Below are 16,755 nucleotides of genomic sequence, written 5' to 3' on the forward strand. Positions count from 1 at the left end.
AAATAAAAAACAAAATAATGAAAAAAATCATACTCATTGCAATGTTATGCGTTTGCGCCATTGGCGTATCACAAGAAAAAATGGTCAGTAAATCGGCAAAAGTTACTTTTGAAGCTTCCGTTCCTTCTTTTGAAGAAGTTAAAGCAGTAAATCGGAATGTTACTTTTGTTTTGAATCCAGCAACAGGAGAGATTGCAAGTTTAGCCCTGATGAAAGGTTTCCAGTTTAAGGTTGCTTTAATGGAAGAGCACTTTAATGAAAATTACATCGAAAGTGACCAATATCCAAAAGCCGTATTTAAAGGAAAAATAGAAGGATTTGATCTTCAAAGTTTAAGCGCAGATGCTAAGGATTTTATTATTAAAGGCAAATTAGAACTTCACGGTAAATCCAGGGATATAAATACAGCTGCAAAGATAAGCAGATCACCATCAGGTGTCAGCATTTCATGTAATTTCAGCATAAATGCCAGTGATTTTAATATTGAAATCCCAAATTTGGTTAAAAGCAAGCTTTCCAATAAAATAAATATCCAGGTTGTCGCAGTCTTAGGTACAAAAAGACAATAACCTCCTAAACACTATCTTGAAAAGTCAGTAATTTTTATATCAAAAAAATGGAGGAAGAAATACAAATTGAGGACGGTCTTACCCTTATTCGTTTCCAGAACGACAGTTCAGAATCTTTTTTTGCACAGCACGAAATAGGTGCCGGCCTGATACAGTTTCATTTCGGACTAAAAGGCAATGCATTTTTTTTGTCCAGTCAGGATCATTGCACTTTAGAATTGAAAGAGGAAAAATCACTGATTTTGTGCAATCTGCAGCATCAGTCATTGCTTAAGGTAGAACTTTCTCCAAATTCATGGGTGATTTCTGTTATTGTTTCGATTAATAAATTTCACTCGTTATTTTCCGTTCAAGCAGATTATATTTCTATTTTAAGCCCCGATAAGAAGAAAAAAAAGTATAATGCCGAAGGGACCATCTGTCCTTCTATGGCTGTTGTTTTGAGCCAGTTATTTCATTACAGCCTTCATCCTTCCCTAAAGAACCTTTATTATAAAGGAAAAGGATATGAATTATTGAGTTTGTATTTCAATAAAATGGAAGATCCAAACGCAGTGCAATGTCCGTTTTTGATTGATGAAGATAACGTCCTGAAAATCAAAAAAGCCAGAGAAATACTTATCGCTAATATGGCCGAACCGCCAGGATTGCAGCAGCTGGCAGATGAAATTGGACTGAATATGAAAAAATTAAAAATAGGCTTCAAACAAATTTATGGTGATACGGTATACGGTTTTCTGTTTGACTACAAAATGGATTTCGCCTTAAAACTATTGGACAGCGGTTCTTACAATGTAAATGAAGTCGGGCTGAAAATAGGATACAGCACCGGAAGCCACTTTATTGCGGGATTCAAGAAAAAATTTTCCACAACCCCAAAAAGATATCTAATGTCCATTAACACCAATCATAAAAACAGTATCGCTTTTATAAATTAGAGCATAAATAAAAATATATTGATTAATTTCTAAGAAACGGCAAGCACTGAGTTTGAACAAAGCTTAAAACAAAAACGATAATGAAAGGCGTATTATTAGTAAATTTGGGATCTCCCAAAAGTCCCGCACCAAAAGATGTAAAACCGTATTTAGATGAATTTCTAATGGATAAATACGTGATCGATGTTCCGTATTTATTGAGAGCATTATTAGTTCGCGGTATTATTTTAAGAAAAAGACCAGAAGAATCAGCGCACGCTTATGCGAAAATTTGGTGGGAAGAAGGTTCGCCATTAGTTGTTCTTTCAGAAAGAATGCAGAAAAAAGTGCAGCCTCTTGTAAACGTTCCAGTTTCTTTAGCAATGCGTTACGGAAGTATGACCATCGAAAAAGGACTTCAGGAATTAAGTGATAAAGGAGTTACAGATGTAATGCTTTTTCCTTTATATCCGCAATATGCAATGGCTTCAACTTTGACTATTTTAGTAAAAGCAGAAGAAATTCGCAAGAAGAAATTCCCACACATCAAATTTACAGCTGTTCCTGCTTTTTATAACAGACCGGATTATATCCGTAATCTTGCGGATTCAATTCAGAAACATTTAGCCGGATTTCAATACGATCATTTGTTATTCTCGTATCACGGAATCCCGGAACGTCACATCCGCAAGACAGATGTAACCAAATCGCATTGTAAAATTGACGGTTCCTGCTGCAGCACGCAATCTCCGGCACATGAATTCTGTTATCGTCACCAATGCTATGAAACCACAAGACAAGTTGTACAATTATTAGGTCTTCCCGAGGATAAATACAGCTTAACTTTCCAGTCGCGATTAGCTGGAGATAAATGGCTGGAGCCTTATACTGATATTGAAATTGACAAAATGCCGGCAAAAGGAATTAAAAATCTGGCTGTTGTAACACCAGCTTTCGTTTCGGATTGTTTAGAAACGCTCGAAGAAATCGCCATGCGTGCCAAAGAAGATTTTGAGAAAAATGGAGGGGAAAATTTCCTGGCTATTCCCTGTTTGAATGACGACCAGAGGTGGTGCCAGACTGTTAGCAACTGGATTAATGAGTGGGCTGAATAATGCTAAAATAACAATAGGGTATATTGGAGCTTTCATTATTAATATATCAATTCGCCTCTTGTATTCATTTTAATTTATTTTTTACCTCTTTTAAAACCAAAAAGAATATTAAAGCGTAAATGACTTTATAACTTAAAAAAAGTAATTATGAAAACTAGAAAATTTTTAGCAGCAGCAATCCTAGCATTAGGATTTGGATTGACATCATTTGCACAAAAAACAGTAATGGTTGGTGGAGCAGCTATGTATCCTAATAAAAATATTATAGAAAATGCAGTAAACTCAAAGGATCATACCACCTTGGTAGCAGCAGTAAAAGCAGCAGGATTAGTTGAAACTTTACAAGGTAAAGGGCCATTTACTGTTTTTGCACCAACAAATGAAGCATTTAGTAAATTGCCGGCTGGAACTGTTGAAACATTATTGAAACCTGAGAATATTAAATCATTACAAACTATATTGACATATCATGTAGTGGCCGGTAAAATGAATAGTTCTGATATTGCAAAAGCAATAAAAGCTGGTAAAGGAAAAGCTTCTTTAAAAACAGTTAGCGGCGGAACTCTAACTGCCTGGATGGATGGAAAAGATTTGTACATTAGTGACGAAAGTGGCAATAAAGCTAAAGTTACAATTTCAGATGTAAATCAATCTAATGGTGTCATACATGTAGTGGACACAGTACTGCTTCCAAAAATGTAGTTTGCTGAAAATAAATTACAATTAAGCCCTGAAATTTCAGGGCTTTTTATATAATTACTATGCGACAAAATAGTAATAGTCAATTGTATTAGAGATTTTGATTACCATTTTATTGCCAGCTCAAAACTTTAAATATAAGGAATTGATATCTTTTTTTTACAAAAAATTAAGGCCGTCTCTTTTTATTTTTGGTAAAATAATACATAAAACTAAATATATTTTTGCTTCAATCCCCAACAGGAAATCCAAACCAAATTCTTAGTGCCGCTAAAAGACAATACCTACTTCCTGTAAGCCAATCTCTTCAAATCTTCAATAAAATTTATAGAAATTTGTCCCGTTGGCACTTAAGGAGACAACTATCAAATAGTTGTCTCTTTTTTTTATGCCCTAATGTGTAGATTTTTCAAGCCTTTACAGCTTAATATTTGTGGTTCGATTTTTTCACAAGAAATTCACAGTCTGTTTGAAATAAACAGCCTTTAAGTGGCGCTATCAGGGAATTAATCAAGTTGAATTATGGTTCGAAATCCCGTTTAGGATACAAGATTTTTTCTCTTTTGGTTTATTGCAATTTTTTGATATTGTTATTCAACTGACGTTAAAAATTGATTTATTTCTCTATTCCCTTTCTCTAAATTCTATTAGTGAGTTCCATCTATTTCCTATAAGTTTCGAGTACAATCTTAACTTCTTTCCTTTTTTATTTTTTCACGATGTTGCATTCCCCATTTCGTCATAGCACCGACCACTTCTTCTAAAGTATTGCTGTATGGTAAAAGTTGATATTCTATAGTTACAGGGTATCCAACATCGACTTTTTTAATGATAAAACCATTCATCTCAAGTTCTTTGAGCTCATTCGAAAGAACTCTTGCAGAAATTCCGGTTACCTGTCTCTGAATTTCCGTAAATCGATTATTACCTCTAGCTATAGCAATGATTATCATAAGTTTCCACTTTCCTCCTATTGCATAAAGCGCATCACTTACTGCCAGCAATACTTTATGACATTCATCTGTAAACTCTTTATTTACTTCTGTATTTTCATTTTGATTTTTCATTCGCAAACATTTAGATTAGTCACTAACCTTTGAGTAACTACTAACAAATTGTAAGCGAATATACAATAATTTTGAAAATAGATAAAAAGCAGTATTAATCTGAAACTGCGGCAGAATAATATTGCAGTTAACATTTAAACATAGAAAATTATGACACTAGAATTTTTAGAAAAAAAAGAAAAACTAAGAAAATTAATAGATGATTACGCTGTTTTAGGAGATGAGAAGAAAATTACGGAACAAATGGAATTATTTACACCGAACATAACCTATAAAGCCTTTATGGGCGGGATCGTTGTATCAGAAGTTTCGGGAAAAACCAACATGGAGAAGGAATTTATTGGGCATGCATCGCTGGTAAAAACCTACTTCACCCTTAATGGACAGCATGAAGTACAAATTGACAATGATACTGCCTTTGGTGTATCATTCGCCCAAATAAAAATGATACGAGAAGTTGACGGAAAAAATGTATTAACAGACTACAGCGTTAGATATGATGATAAATACGTATTCCAAAACGACAAATGGCTTATAAACTATCGTGAGGGTCATTTTATTATTATTGAGGAAAGGCTATTAACTTCGTAATATGCAATTGAGGCTTGTAATTTATGCAAGCCTCAATTTTTCTTAAAAACTGGAAATTAGTTTAAGTCTTTCATAAGCACACGTAATAGATTTGAATTTATTAATTTTGCTCTTATGAAAAAGAAAACAGTACGCAGTATTTCTGAGTTTAATAACGATCTTAAACTAAAAGGTTTTAAAGCCTTTCAGATTGAAGACGACAGTAATGCAACCCGCACTTACAGCCGGAAAGAGTTTTTTAAAATCTGCCTTACTACCGGCCATAGTAAAATACATTATGCGGATAAAAGTTTTGATCAAGACGGAACTATTTTATTTTTTGGCAACCCTAATATTCCTTATTCATGGGAAACGATTTCTACAAAGTACATCGGTTATACCATACTTTTTTCTGAAGATTTTTTGAAAAACTCCGAACGATCAGAAAGCCTTCATCAATCTCCTTTCTTTAAAATTGGTGGTACTCCCGTACTCCAAATCTCTGAAGAACAAAGACTTTTTCTAAATGGTCTTTTTCAGAAAATGATTGATGAACAGCAGAGTGATTATATATACAAAGATGAATTAATACGCAATTATATTAATTTAATAATCCATGAATCGCTGAAACTGCAGCCTTCGGAAAATTATAAGGTAGGTAAAAACGGAACTGCCCGGATTGCTTCGATATTTTTGGAACTGCTCGAAAGACAATTTCCAATTGAAAACGCTGATAATCCGCTAAAACTGACAACGGCACAGCATTATGCACAAAGCCTGCATATTCATGTCAATTATTTAAATCGTGCAGTTAAAGAAATTACTGGAAAATCGACAACAACCCATATAACAGAAAGAATTACAACAGAGGCAAAAGCGCTTTTACAGCATACTGATTGGAATATTGCCGAAATAGGATATGCATTAGGTTTTGCCTACCCTACGTATTTTAATAATTTCTTCAAAAAACAAACAGGAACCAATCCTAAATCAGTAAGAAACACCGAAGTTTGAAATTCTTATTTTTTGGTTTGATATTCTTTAACGGCACCACTTGGTGCCGTTTTACTTTTGTATCTGTAATTCAAAATATAATTTGATATGAAAATAACAGCATTTATTGCAATGACTTTCCTATTCATCGGACAGACATTCGCACAGAAAAAAGAAACGATTCAAAACAAAAAGAACATGAAAACAGAACAAGAACATTATACATTTCAATTAAGTGATAAAGTAACACGTCAAAAAGTGAGTTTTAACAATCGATATGGAATTACGCTGTCAGGCGATCTATATCTTCCAAAAAACCCGCAGACAAAATTATTACCCGCTTTAGCTGTAAGCGGCCCTTTTGGTGCGGTTAAAGAACAATCTTCAGGATTATATGCTAATCAAATGGCAGAACGCGGCTATGCAGTTTTAGCATTTGATCCTTCCTATACAGGAGAAAGTAACGGAGAACCTCGTAATATCGCCTCATCAGATATTAATACAGAAGATTTTAGCGCAGCTGTAGATTTTTTAGGACTGCAGAAAAATGTAGATAGAAACAAAATTGGTGTCATAGGGATATGCGGATTTGGAGGTTTTGCTCTAAACGCTGTTTCAATTGACAAACGTATAAAAGCGGTAGTTACGACAAGTATGTATGATATTCCACGAGCAGCATCAAAGGGATATTACGACAAAGTAACTTTGGAACAGCGTACCAAAACATTAGAAGAAATGAGTTTACAGCGTTGGAAAGATGCTGAAGCTGGTAAACCAGAATATGGAAATTGTCCAAATCCAGATGCTATAAAAGGTGATGAACCACAATTTGTAAAAGATTATTATGACTACTATAAAACAGAACGAGGTTTTCATAAACGTTCCATCAACTCAAATGCTGCTTGGACAAAGACAAATGGTTTCTCAATAATGAATATACCAATATTGGCATACATTAAAGAAATAGCTCCAAGACCTATCTTGATTATTGCCGGCGAAAATGCCCATTCAAGATACTTCAGCGAAGATGTTTACAAAGCTGCCGATGAACCAAAAGAACTCTTGATTATTCCAAATGCAGTTCACGTTGATCTATACGACAGATTAGATAAAATTCCATTTGATAAACTGGATGCATTTTTTAAAAATAATCTAAAATAGTTGGTCATACTATTTTTTAAAATTGAAAAAACTAAAATGGATACAAAAGCAACAAAAGAAGATGTTTTTGCACAGCTTTTGAATGGCGAAACTATCTCTTCATCAAACGCTCAGGCTCATAGGCTGCTTGAAGAATCTTTCATTACAAAAAAAATACTTCTTCGTTTAAATAATACAGCCGATCCTTCGGAAATCCGTTCTATTTTAAGCGAAATTATTACTAGTACAATTGATCCAAGTACTACTATATTTACTCCCATTCATATTAATTATGGAAAGAATATCAAAATAGGAAAAAACGTCTTTATTAATTTTAACTGTACCTTTTTGGATTTAGGCGGCATTACTATAGAAGATAATGTATTGATTGCGCCAAGAGTAAATATTATTTCGGAAGGACATCCCATTTCCAGTCAAAATAGACAATCGCTTGTTCCCGGAGCTGTACATATCAAAAAAAATGCTTGGATCGGAACTGCGGCAACTATTCTGTCGGGTGTAACTGTCGGAGAAAATTCAATAGTTGCCGCTGGAGCGGTAGTTGCAAAAGATGTGCCTGATAATACAATAGTTGGCGGTATTCCAGCAAAAATTATTAAAGCTATTCCAGAATGAAAATAAAAAAAATAATTCTTACATTTATAACAACTTCAATTTTAACTGCTTGCAGTTCTAAATCAGAAAATAAAATGAGTACAACAGAAATTTTCCCACAAGGAGAGCCTCTTCCAAACGAATGGTTTACAGGCAGTGCCTTTTTAAAACCATTAGTGGCACGTGACAAAAACAATGAATTTTCAGCTGGAAGCGTAACATTTGAACCAGGAGCAAGAACCAACTGGCATACTCATCCTAAGGGACAGGTTTTACTAGTTACAGAAGGAAGTGGAATCTATCAAGAAGAAGGAAAACCGGCACAGGTAATAAAAAAAGGCGATGTTGTAAATATCCCTGAAAACGTAAAGCATTGGCATGGCGCATCCGCGGATACAAAAATGGTTCATATTGCGATTACCAATTTTAAGGGAGATACTCAAGTAACTTGGCTTGAACCTGTCTCAGATGAGCAATATTCAGAAGTTAACTAGACAAAAATAAATCAATTTTTAACCCCAATCGAACGACAATTAATGAGTTAAATTAAATATCTTTATTTGTACAGAAAACTAACAAATTAAGTATCCAACAAAATTAACTTCTAATTAGATTAAAACAATTTAAAATACTCTAATATCTTCAACAAATTTTGATTTGAATAATCTCCAAATGATTGTTTAATTTTACTAAAAACTAATCTGTTTTTATTTAGTCAATACTAAATTTGATTTTCAAGAATTTTATAAAAGTTTTTACATCCCTGTAAATTTAAATATCCTTCTTTTTTAACATTTTTTAACGTTTAACCCTTACAATACATACAAACCACTCTCGAGTAAAAATTTAAAATAATTATCTTACAAATTCATCTGAAAATAAGCCAATTTCTTTAAATCATTCATAAAATGGTTTGTGAATTGTGAACTAAACGTCACTCTTCGGGACAAAAGATTAAAATCATCTTTTGTCCCTTTTTTTTTATGTTGTAACTCCTTGTTTACCACATAGATAGCAGTAGTAATTTCATTGACCCGAGCGGTTTGGAATTGATTATTTTTAAATGTAAAATTTTCGGGATAAATTAAACCAATTAAATCACGAGCCTCTGCCAGACTAGCTTTTTCAAAAGCATAATTTAATTGCGCAAGCTTTTCAATTCCCATATTTACTAATCCTTCTAAACTATATTTGTCATCAGTAATATTGTTAAGCTTTACTTCAAGTTCATTTATTATTTTTCCGTACTCCATTTTCATTTTTTGATAATCATCAGCATCAATTTGTTCAGTTTACCAAAAGTTCTCTGGCTGTTGACAATCTCTTTTCATAACTAGATAACTGACTTACAATTTGAGTTTTTTCTAATCTAGCTGCAGATGTATGCCCGTTATAAACTTCTAGTATAACTTTTGAATACAATTTAACTACAGGACCTAACGGCATGTAATCTTTCAGGTTATTAATGAAAATAGAATTTGCGGTTTCTGAGTTAATCCTATATTTACAGCTATTTTCACAATGATAATAATAATAGAACTTATTTCTTTCTTTACACTTGCTCGCAGTAAGTTTCTTCGAGCACTTTGGACAGAGAAAAAATCCACGGAGAGGAAATTCATTTATAGTTACTATTTTAGGCCTGTATACTCTCGATCTACCATTTAAGACATCTTGAACTTCATTAAATAATTCCTCACAAATAATAGCTTCATGTTGTCCCGTTACAAAATAGCTATTCTCATCCTTATACTTTGGCACAAATATTTTTCCGCAATACAAGGGATTTTTTATCATAATCCAAAAACCACTTTTAGTTACAGTGAGCCCTTTTTTCTTTGCGAGAAAGTATATAGACTCAGTATTAAAAGCCTTTTTAGCAATCTCTTGAAATGCCCACCTAATGATAGTAGCCTGCTTCTCATTTATAGCTATATACTTCTTCCCGTCCTCTGTACTCTTGTGCACATAGCCAAATGGCGCAGTACCCATGTACCTCCCTTCTTTTCTCGCTCTTCGCATACCATGCATAGTATTTAAAGCTCGTCTGTCATTTTCAACTTCAGGCGCAGCTAAGTAAAAGGCAAGCATCATTTTATTTTCTGGAATAGTTAAATCTAATGGTTGCTCAATAGCTTGTGGTTCAACACCCATTTTTCGGAGAAGATTAATCATTTGATAGGCATCCCCAGCATTTCTGCTAAATCTATCCCATTTTGTAAATAAAACCAGATCTGTTTTATTTTTATATCTTTTTAAATTCAATAAAATCTCCTTCCATTGTGGTCTTTTAAAAGTTTTTGCTGAAAAGTCTTCGTAAACTACATCACGTACTTCAATACTATTTAGAAGGCAATACTTTCGCAACATCTCTTCTTGATTTCTTTGGGAATACCCTTTATCTGCCTGTTCATCGGTGCTAACACGTACGTATAAATCTGCTTTCTTTGTCATTTTTCTAAATATTTGATAACCGGCCTTAATGATCTGTCTATAAAACTTTTATTTTATACTGACAGTATCTGAAAGATCAGCCTGATTTATAAAAGCTTTTATAAAATCGTGCACTTCATTGTGCCGCTCTGCAGGTGTCTCAAAAGTATTGATATGAAATTCCTCATCCTGATCCAGAATATGAATAATCTCAGTAAAGCCTCCGGCAATCAAACTGCCTTTTAATTTTATGACATCCTGCTGCTGGAGGCCGTTAAGCTCTTTTCGAACCTGCAGCTTAAATGACTTTTCTATTTCCGGTTAATTTAAATTATTACATAATACAGTGATAAAAATAGAAAAATAATAAATCTAATTCCTTTTTAACATCCGTGCACTACTATTTATCAACAATCGGCCTGTATTCCCTCAGGCTGTATTGGGATTAGCACAACATTTCTCTTTAAGTTCATTATGAAAAACAGCAAGGTAATCTGTAATACGTCTTTTTAAAAACAATTCAAAGAGCAGCATCCAGAACTTGGATTTAAATTTAAACCTATACTCCCATTGAGTACATGTTATCTCTTCAGGATTAGTATATTTAACAAAATAATATTGATAATCCATACTATATATACCAGCCCAAAAAGCTCTCTCAGTCCAGTCTGTAGAAACCAAAAATGAAACGAAGTATAGCATTCTTCAATAAAATGATTGAAATTTTGATCTGTAGGATTTAGTACTATAAAAATTATAGTTGCAAAAATACTTATAGTGAACTACCTTTGCAATAACTATCAAAAGCGATAGGTTTACTTTTATGGGAAAAAATGTAGTAGTTAATGGTAAAATGTATGCCTGCACCATAAGTCTGGCTATGGATATAGTGGGAGGCAAATGGAAAACGGTTATTCTTCATCACTTGAAAAGTGGTGAGAAGAGATACAATGAATTACGAAAGGAAATACCCGCTATAACAGAAATGACCTTAAGCCTTCAATTGAAGCAGCTTGAAGAAAATGGACTTGTTAACAGGGTTGTATATGGAGATAAACCTCCTATAAAAGTGGTTTATAATCTGACTGAATTTGGGAGAACTTTTATTCCCGCTTTGGAAGCTATTGATCAATGGGGAATTTTAGTAGCGGATAAGATTGGTGAACCTGTTCAGGAAAATATTTGATAATTATGAGTCAAAATAGAAAATAATTATCTTACAAATTCAAATAAAATACGCCAATTTCTTTAAATCGTTCATAAAATAATCTGACCATCACCCCGAAGCAGAGCCTTCATAATAAAAATAAATTCAGACTTAACACTTTTAAATTATATAAATTAAGTGCAGAATTATATAAATAATATGAATTGTGATTCATGTAATTTTGAATGAGAAATAAAACCTCAAAATTATATAAGCAATTTATTATGAACTCAGTAACATCTTCCTCTTCTCTTTTTAACTCAGTTAAACAATTCAATATCCTTTCAAAGTCTAATGTTCGAAAAACATCGTTTAGATTTAGAAAAAAACATACAACAGTATTAGCTGACTTATATTTTAAGCATGAAGACGAACCTGATTTTGACTGCGATTTTTTACCTACGATCAGTCAAAACATTCTTGAAAAAATATAGAATTGAATTAGAATCCGTTATGTAATTATTGTAGAATTTTAACTACAAGTTTTATTTTTAAGTTGCAAATCTTGTATTATAAGTTACCTTTGGTAATAGAATATTAATTGTATCATTGAGATTATTGCTATATTCAGAATATTTCTATGAGTCAAAAATTATTTAAACACGTCCTGCTGGCAGATGACGATTTGGATGATTGCGATTTTTTTTCGATGTTTTTAAAACAAATTTTCCAGATGTGAAATTAACTGTTTCAAATGATGGCAAAGTATTAATGAACCTGCTTGAAGGTTCACCTGCAGATCCGACATCCAGAAAATGTATTCACTTAGGCCAATTATTTTATTACAAAACCTGCTGAATACAATGATTTGTCCAAACTGATCAGCAAAGCAATGGCATTAGTATCTCAAACTGATATTCAGCCTTCGTTTGAAAACTTATATATTAAAATTTAATTATTTTTGCAGTAATGATGGAACTTCCAGACTCAGTAAGAGAAAATGTTTTACGCAGTGTAATCGATACAGCGCCTTTTCCGATCGGAGTGTATACAGGAGAAAAAATGAAAATTGTTCTGGCCAACCAGAGTATGATTAAAACCTATGGAAAAGGACCTGATGTAATAGGAACCAACTATACTGAAATTCTTCCTGAACTTGAAAATCAGCAGATATTTGATCAGCTCCGCGAGGTGCTGCATACCGGAAAACCTTATGAAGCTAAAAATGCAAGAGTTGACATAGTTGTGGATGGTGTTCTAAAACCACATTATTTCAATTACAACTTTACGCCTATCTTTGGTACTCACGGAGAAGTCTACGGCGTAATGAATACAGCTGCTGAAGTGACAGAGCTTAATGTAGCCAGACAGCAAACCATAGAGATTGAAAAAAAATTAAGACTTGCAGTTGAATCCTCACAGCTGGGTACATTCGAAATTGATATTAATAAGAGTCTGATAGCAGGATCTAAACGTTTTATAAGTTTTTTTGAATTAGAAGAAAGAGATCTGACTCTCGAAGCTATGGTCTCTTTGATTCATGCTGAAGATACAGCTCTTTGGCACAATTCCATAAAGGGAGTCTCGGATACAGGAGACTTTAATTGTGAAATAAGGGTAATTATCAATGAAAAGCTGCACTGGATGAGATTTTCGGGTACGCTTTCTGAAAGCGATAACAAAGAAAATATTATAGTGGGAATCGCTCAGGATATTACCGAGCAGAAAAAGAATGCCCAAGAACTTATGCAGCTGGTGGAACAACGGACTCTTGAACTTAAACGTTCGAATGATGACCTGAAACAGTTTGGACATGTCATCAGCCATGATTTAAAAGAACCTGTTCGCAAAGTTCTATTATTCTCAAATATTCTAAAGGATGATATAAACAATGGACCAACGCCAAAAATAAGTCAATATGCCGACAAAATAAATAAAAGCGCGGCACGTCTGACAGAGATGATTGATTCCATATTAAACTATTCATCTGCCGGCAGTCAGGATTTGGAAGAGGCCGTCGATCTAAATTATATTATAGAAAGCATAAAAGAGGATCTTGAAATAAAAATTCTGGAAAAACATGCAATAATTGAATATTTAAAATTCCCTCTTATTCGCGGATCGAAAATTTTATTTCATCAGCTGTTTTACAATCTGATTGCCAACTCGCTGAAGTTCTCCCGTGACAACTACGATTCTTATATTAAAATTGACTACAGCATTGATGCCGAAAATTTAAAAATCAGAGTAGCAGACAATGGTATCGGCATTGCAGCTGAAAATTCTCAAAAAATCTTTAATGTTTTTGAGAGACTGCATTCTAAAGATGCCTATGAAGGAACAGGATTAGGGCTTGCACTATGTAAAAAAATTGTAGAAAGACACGGCGGAAAAATGATGAATATTGAATCTGAAAGTGCAGGTGCTGTTTTTGAAATTACCCTCCCGGCTGCTATTTTACAGTAATGGTTTTTAGAATTCGGATAGACAATCATCTTGTCATCATATAAGACGAAACTTTTGCGGGTTATCCAGAAGATTCCAATCCATCCTCATTACTTCGCTCAGAAACGATCTCATGACCTGTAATGAATTGGGTTTGACAGCATAAAATGAAGCCCCCAGTTCGTGAGCTGATTCAATATCTGAAGGGTCACTGCTGGTAGACAGCATAATAACCTTTACCTTTTTTAAATTTTCGTTCTGCATTTTGATTTCCCTAAGACACTCCAGACCACTTTTTCCGGGCATATTGATGTCAAGAAAAATAAGATCAGGAATCACCAGTTTACTTTCAAGAAGACTCTCCATAAGATACATGCCATCCTCTAATTGCTTTATAACAGCATCAGGATCAACCTCCAAAAGGGCATCTGCCAAAAAGTCTCTGTCATCTTCATCATCATCCACTATGAATATATTGCGGGAAGTATTTTTTGGAGTAGCCATAATTTACTAATTAGCAGTTAAAAGATAAAACAAGAATTCAAAAATCTGGAAATGTTTAGATCTGAAATATAAGTTTCTAAAAAACAGAAATATTTGGGAAATGGATTACTAAAAGCAAAGATAGCTAATAAATTTAGAATTGACCCATCTGGACTTTCAATAGAAGCTCTGCACAATTTACTTTATATTTGATTTTTAAAACATCAAAAAAAAGAAAAATATATACTAAATAATACAATTTTATATACAGTTAACAACAGTTTTAAATTAGTGTATCCTCAGGATCACAGGGAAAATAAATGGTTATACTCGCCCCTTCTCCTACTTTTCCTCCAGCAGTAATTGTTCCTCCTAATGTCTGCATAATTTTTTTACAAAGTGCCAGCCCGATTCCTGATCCGCTGTATTCCTGCTGCGTATGAAGCCTTGTAAAAACTTTAAATAAAGAATCTGCATGAATTTGGTCAAAACCGATTCCATTGTCCGAAAATTTGACCCAGTTACAATATACATGAAACAGCTGTTTTATGATTACCGGTTCCTGTGAAGCAGTTATCTTTATTACAGGCGGCCGATCCGGCGAAGCATATTTTAAGGAATTTTGGATAATATTTAAGAATAGCTGCTTCATTAAAAAGCCTATTGCCTGCACTTCTGGAAGTTTCTCACACTCAATAACCGCATTATTTTCTGAAACTGCCTCGCTTATTTCATCTATTACAGATTCAAAAACTAAATTAAGATCTATTTTTTCAGCTGCCTCTCTGGTATTTTTAATTCTGGTGTATTTCAAGATATCCTGCAGCAGTTCACGCATTCTTGAAGCAGATTTTGAGACACGCTGCAGAGAATCAAAATCAGGGTCTTGATGATTACCTTCTTTTTCCGCAAGTAGCTTGGAAGTAATCATCTGAATTTTTCTAAGAGGCTCCTGCAGATCATGCGTACTGATCCAGTTTATATTTTCCAGTTCAGAATTGGTCTCCCTCAAAACTTCACTTTGAAGCCTGTATTTTTCTTCTTCCTCACTAAGAAGAATCATCATTAAATTATTATGAAGGGAATGTGCATATTTGGCAGCTGAGTTTACCTCGTACTGCCTCCAGATACTGCTTTGACCTTTAACAACCTGTTTCCACGTATTAAACGAGTTTCGTGGATGCAGCCCTTTTTCATCCTTCACTATACTTTTTTCCGGATCACCTGCCCAGTTAATTTCTGAGACGGTTTCCGGGCGGTACCAAATGATATGGTTTGAATTGCCAAGAGGATGATAAATTACTCCGGCAAAATTAGAAGATCTTTCTAAGTCAGGAAAATCATCGCTGATTTTTCTAGTCACATAAAACTCAGCCGATCTTTTGTTCTCGGCCTGCTCCACAAAAGCTTTTATCTGATCATCTTCAGGGGTTAAACCGTTTTTATAAATTTTATCTCTAAATGATATCGAAACTCCTCCCGAATTGCAAAGAGTCAATAACTCTGGCATTTTGATAATGGCATTCAAAGAATTTTCAGCCAGCGGAAGATCATGAGCTGTCAAATGCTCCAATGCTTCAATGGATTTTCTGGCATTGATATTTTCGTCATTTGCTTCCCTGATATCAATCTGTGAGGTGATAAACTGGCCCTGAAGTTTTGCAGCGAGCCTCACTGCCGGCGAAATATTTTTTTCAGAATAATGATGGCAGGCAATCAGTCCCCATAAACGATCATGATGAATAAGGGATATGGTCAGCGTTGCGCCGACTCCCATATTTTTAAGATACTGCACATGAATAGGTGAAGTACTTCTTAAAATCGAAAGACTTAAATCAAGGTTTTTATCCTCTTTATTATCAATGGTAAAAATGGGAACGGGCTGGTAATTAATATCGACAATTAATCTAAGCTGATTCCTGATGTACAATTCCCTTGCCTGCACTGGAATATCAGTATGCGGATAATGCAGTCCTAAAAATGGTTCAAGGTCATTTCTGCAGCTTTCAGCATATACTTCACCGTTATACTGTTCATCAAAGCGATAAATCATTACACGGTCATAACCTGTAATTTCCCTTGTGCCCTCTGCTACCAAGCCACAAAGATCTTTGAGTGATTTTGTGTTGTTCATCTGTGTTACAAACTGAATAGTCTGCGTATAAACATCTCCCAGAATCTGTTTATCGAACTGAGGCTCGGCTTCTAAAATATAAACAGTATCACTCTTATGAATATTCACCTGAAATTTTTTGCCCAGCAATTCTATTTCCAGCGGAAATACATCCTGTACGGTATCTGAATTTATATAATTAAAAATCCCTTCGTTGGCGGTGCTGCCAAAAACAGTTTCAAATTTATTTCCTAATACCTGTGTATGGCTTACATCAATAAAAGACGAAATATTACTGGTACAATAGTCTATTATCCAATCATTTGTAAGTCCAATTAAAAAACCATGCGGCTGGATCTGTCCAGGAATATGTATCGGCTCTTGGTCACAATTGGTCAAGGTAACCAAATCGCGGTTAACTATATCTTTAATGTTCATTAAAATAATTG

The 16,755-nt window shown here is 34.1% G+C and carries 18 protein-coding genes; 11 read left to right on the forward strand and 7 right to left on the reverse strand.

Going from position 1 to position 16,755, the window contains the following annotated elements; translation table 11 throughout:
* Positions 1 to 17: 17 nt before the first annotated feature.
* The 4 genes from AAEO57_RS00375 to AAEO57_RS00390 all read left to right on the forward strand — a co-directional run bounded on the left by AAEO57_RS00375 (position 18) and on the right by AAEO57_RS00390 (position 3,303).
* Positions 18 to 569 (forward strand): YceI family protein, encoded by a 552-nt coding sequence (locus AAEO57_RS00375; RefSeq protein ID WP_341688345.1) that lies wholly within the window; start codon positions 18 to 20, stop codon positions 567 to 569.
* A gap of 47 nt (positions 570 to 616) precedes the next feature.
* Complete coding sequence (locus AAEO57_RS00380; RefSeq protein WP_243234844.1) at positions 617 to 1,507, forward strand: AraC family transcriptional regulator; 891 nt, start codon at positions 617 to 619, stop codon at positions 1,505 to 1,507.
* Between the two features lie 80 nt (positions 1,508 to 1,587).
* Positions 1,588 to 2,601, forward strand: a complete 1,014-nt coding sequence (hemH, locus tag AAEO57_RS00385) for a ferrochelatase (protein WP_341688349.1) — start codon at positions 1,588 to 1,590, stop codon at positions 2,599 to 2,601.
* 147 nt (positions 2,602 to 2,748) lie between these two features.
* A complete protein-coding gene (locus tag AAEO57_RS00390) occupies positions 2,749 to 3,303 on the forward strand; it encodes a fasciclin domain-containing protein (RefSeq protein ID WP_095955070.1) in 555 nt (184 codons plus the stop codon).
* 686 nt (positions 3,304 to 3,989) lie between these two features.
* Here AAEO57_RS00390 and AAEO57_RS00395 read toward each other — a convergent pair.
* Positions 3,990 to 4,367 (reverse strand): winged helix-turn-helix transcriptional regulator, encoded by a 378-nt coding sequence (locus tag AAEO57_RS00395; RefSeq protein WP_243234846.1) that lies wholly within the window; start codon positions 4,365 to 4,367, stop codon positions 3,990 to 3,992.
* Positions 4,368 to 4,517: 150 nt separating this feature from the next.
* Between AAEO57_RS00395 and AAEO57_RS00400 the strand changes: the two genes are divergently transcribed.
* The 5 genes from AAEO57_RS00400 to AAEO57_RS00420 all read left to right on the forward strand — a co-directional run bounded on the left by AAEO57_RS00400 (position 4,518) and on the right by AAEO57_RS00420 (position 8,179).
* Positions 4,518 to 4,958, forward strand: a complete 441-nt coding sequence (locus AAEO57_RS00400; RefSeq protein WP_341688354.1) for a nuclear transport factor 2 family protein — start codon at positions 4,518 to 4,520, stop codon at positions 4,956 to 4,958.
* A gap of 114 nt (positions 4,959 to 5,072) precedes the next feature.
* A complete protein-coding gene (locus AAEO57_RS00405) occupies positions 5,073 to 5,951 on the forward strand; it encodes a helix-turn-helix domain-containing protein (RefSeq protein WP_243234848.1) in 879 nt (292 codons plus the stop codon).
* 87 nt (positions 5,952 to 6,038) lie between these two features.
* A complete protein-coding gene (locus AAEO57_RS00410; protein ID WP_243234849.1) occupies positions 6,039 to 7,091 on the forward strand; it encodes an alpha/beta hydrolase in 1,053 nt (350 codons plus the stop codon).
* A 36-nt stretch (positions 7,092 to 7,127) separates the two neighbouring features.
* Positions 7,128 to 7,706 carry a sugar O-acetyltransferase gene (locus AAEO57_RS00415; protein ID WP_243234850.1) on the forward strand — a complete coding sequence of 193 codons (579 nt, stop codon included), beginning with the start codon at positions 7,128 to 7,130 and terminating at the stop codon, positions 7,704 to 7,706.
* 74 nt (positions 7,707 to 7,780) lie between these two features.
* Positions 7,781 to 8,179, forward strand: coding sequence for a (R)-mandelonitrile lyase (locus AAEO57_RS00420; protein WP_243234851.1), 399 nt, complete (start codon positions 7,781 to 7,783; stop codon positions 8,177 to 8,179).
* Positions 8,180 to 8,545: 366 nt separating this feature from the next.
* On the opposite strand, the gene AAEO57_RS00425 is transcribed toward AAEO57_RS00420, so the two are convergent.
* From AAEO57_RS00425 to AAEO57_RS00440, 4 genes are all read right to left on the reverse strand, one after another.
* Positions 8,546 to 8,938 carry a hypothetical protein gene (locus AAEO57_RS00425; protein WP_341688360.1) on the reverse strand — a complete coding sequence of 131 codons (393 nt, stop codon included), beginning with the start codon at positions 8,936 to 8,938 and terminating at the stop codon, positions 8,546 to 8,548.
* Positions 8,939 to 8,972: 34 nt separating this feature from the next.
* The gene (locus AAEO57_RS00430) at positions 8,973 to 10,139 is read right to left on the reverse strand and encodes a recombinase family protein (protein ID WP_341688362.1); all 1,167 of its coding nucleotides are present in this window, start codon (positions 10,137 to 10,139) and stop codon (positions 8,973 to 8,975) included.
* A gap of 48 nt (positions 10,140 to 10,187) precedes the next feature.
* Positions 10,188 to 10,352 carry a hypothetical protein gene (locus AAEO57_RS00435; protein ID WP_341688364.1) on the reverse strand — a complete coding sequence of 55 codons (165 nt, stop codon included), beginning with the start codon at positions 10,350 to 10,352 and terminating at the stop codon, positions 10,188 to 10,190.
* 195 nt (positions 10,353 to 10,547) lie between these two features.
* Positions 10,548 to 10,820: a hypothetical protein gene (locus AAEO57_RS00440; protein ID WP_341688366.1), complete on the reverse strand. Its 273-nt coding sequence runs from the start codon at positions 10,818 to 10,820 to the stop codon at positions 10,548 to 10,550.
* A 121-nt stretch (positions 10,821 to 10,941) separates the two neighbouring features.
* Here AAEO57_RS00440 and AAEO57_RS00445 point away from each other — a divergent pair, with 121 nt between their 5' ends.
* Positions 10,942 to 11,304, forward strand: coding sequence for a winged helix-turn-helix transcriptional regulator (locus AAEO57_RS00445; RefSeq protein WP_341688368.1), 363 nt, complete (start codon positions 10,942 to 10,944; stop codon positions 11,302 to 11,304).
* 930 nt (positions 11,305 to 12,234) lie between these two features.
* Positions 12,235 to 13,731, forward strand: coding sequence for an ATP-binding protein (locus tag AAEO57_RS00450; RefSeq protein WP_341688370.1), 1,497 nt, complete (start codon positions 12,235 to 12,237; stop codon positions 13,729 to 13,731).
* A gap of 36 nt (positions 13,732 to 13,767) precedes the next feature.
* On the opposite strand, the gene AAEO57_RS00455 is transcribed toward AAEO57_RS00450, so the two are convergent.
* Together AAEO57_RS00455 and AAEO57_RS00460 are read right to left on the reverse strand one after the other, a co-directional pair.
* Positions 13,768 to 14,175 (reverse strand): response regulator, encoded by a 408-nt coding sequence (locus tag AAEO57_RS00455; RefSeq protein ID WP_341688372.1) that lies wholly within the window; start codon positions 14,173 to 14,175, stop codon positions 13,768 to 13,770.
* A gap of 301 nt (positions 14,176 to 14,476) precedes the next feature.
* Positions 14,477 to 16,744, reverse strand: a complete 2,268-nt coding sequence (locus tag AAEO57_RS00460) for an ATP-binding protein (protein ID WP_341688374.1) — start codon at positions 16,742 to 16,744, stop codon at positions 14,477 to 14,479.
* Positions 16,745 to 16,755: the final 11 nt, after the last annotated feature.

The organism is Flavobacterium calami, assembly GCF_038290035.1.
In the GTDB taxonomy this organism is placed as follows: Bacteria; Bacteroidota; Bacteroidia; order Flavobacteriales; family Flavobacteriaceae; genus Flavobacterium; species Flavobacterium calami.

Excerpts from the sequence above, each read along its gene's own strand:
- AAEO57_RS00415 (WP_243234850.1), top strand. The coding sequence starts at position 7,128 with ATGGATACAAAAGCAACAAAAGAAGATGTTTTTGCACAGCTTTTGAAT.
- hemH (WP_341688349.1), top strand. The coding sequence starts at position 1,588 with ATGAAAGGCGTATTATTAGTAAATTTGGGATCTCCCAAAAGTCCCGCA.
- AAEO57_RS00425 (WP_341688360.1), bottom strand. The coding sequence starts at position 8,938 with ATGGAGTACGGAAAAATAATAAATGAACTTGAAGTAAAGCTTAACAAT.
- AAEO57_RS00410 (WP_243234849.1), top strand. The coding sequence starts at position 6,039 with ATGAAAATAACAGCATTTATTGCAATGACTTTCCTATTCATCGGACAG.
- AAEO57_RS00395 (WP_243234846.1), bottom strand. The coding sequence starts at position 4,367 with ATGAAAAATCAAAATGAAAATACAGAAGTAAATAAAGAGTTTACAGAT.
- AAEO57_RS00400 (WP_341688354.1), top strand. The coding sequence starts at position 4,518 with ATGACACTAGAATTTTTAGAAAAAAAAGAAAAACTAAGAAAATTAATA.
- AAEO57_RS00445 (WP_341688368.1), top strand. The coding sequence starts at position 10,942 with ATGGGAAAAAATGTAGTAGTTAATGGTAAAATGTATGCCTGCACCATA.
- AAEO57_RS00450 (WP_341688370.1), top strand. The coding sequence starts at position 12,235 with ATGATGGAACTTCCAGACTCAGTAAGAGAAAATGTTTTACGCAGTGTA.
- AAEO57_RS00375 (WP_341688345.1), top strand. The coding sequence starts at position 18 with ATGAAAAAAATCATACTCATTGCAATGTTATGCGTTTGCGCCATTGGC.
- AAEO57_RS00420 (WP_243234851.1), top strand. The coding sequence starts at position 7,781 with ATGAGTACAACAGAAATTTTCCCACAAGGAGAGCCTCTTCCAAACGAA.
- AAEO57_RS00430 (WP_341688362.1), bottom strand. The coding sequence starts at position 10,139 with ATGACAAAGAAAGCAGATTTATACGTACGTGTTAGCACCGATGAACAG.
- AAEO57_RS00405 (WP_243234848.1), top strand. The coding sequence starts at position 5,073 with ATGAAAAAGAAAACAGTACGCAGTATTTCTGAGTTTAATAACGATCTT.
- AAEO57_RS00380 (WP_243234844.1), top strand. The coding sequence starts at position 617 with ATGGAGGAAGAAATACAAATTGAGGACGGTCTTACCCTTATTCGTTTC.
- AAEO57_RS00440 (WP_341688366.1), bottom strand. The coding sequence starts at position 10,820 with ATGCTATACTTCGTTTCATTTTTGGTTTCTACAGACTGGACTGAGAGA.
- AAEO57_RS00460 (WP_341688374.1), bottom strand. The coding sequence starts at position 16,744 with ATGAACATTAAAGATATAGTTAACCGCGATTTGGTTACCTTGACCAAT.
- AAEO57_RS00390 (WP_095955070.1), top strand. The coding sequence starts at position 2,749 with ATGAAAACTAGAAAATTTTTAGCAGCAGCAATCCTAGCATTAGGATTT.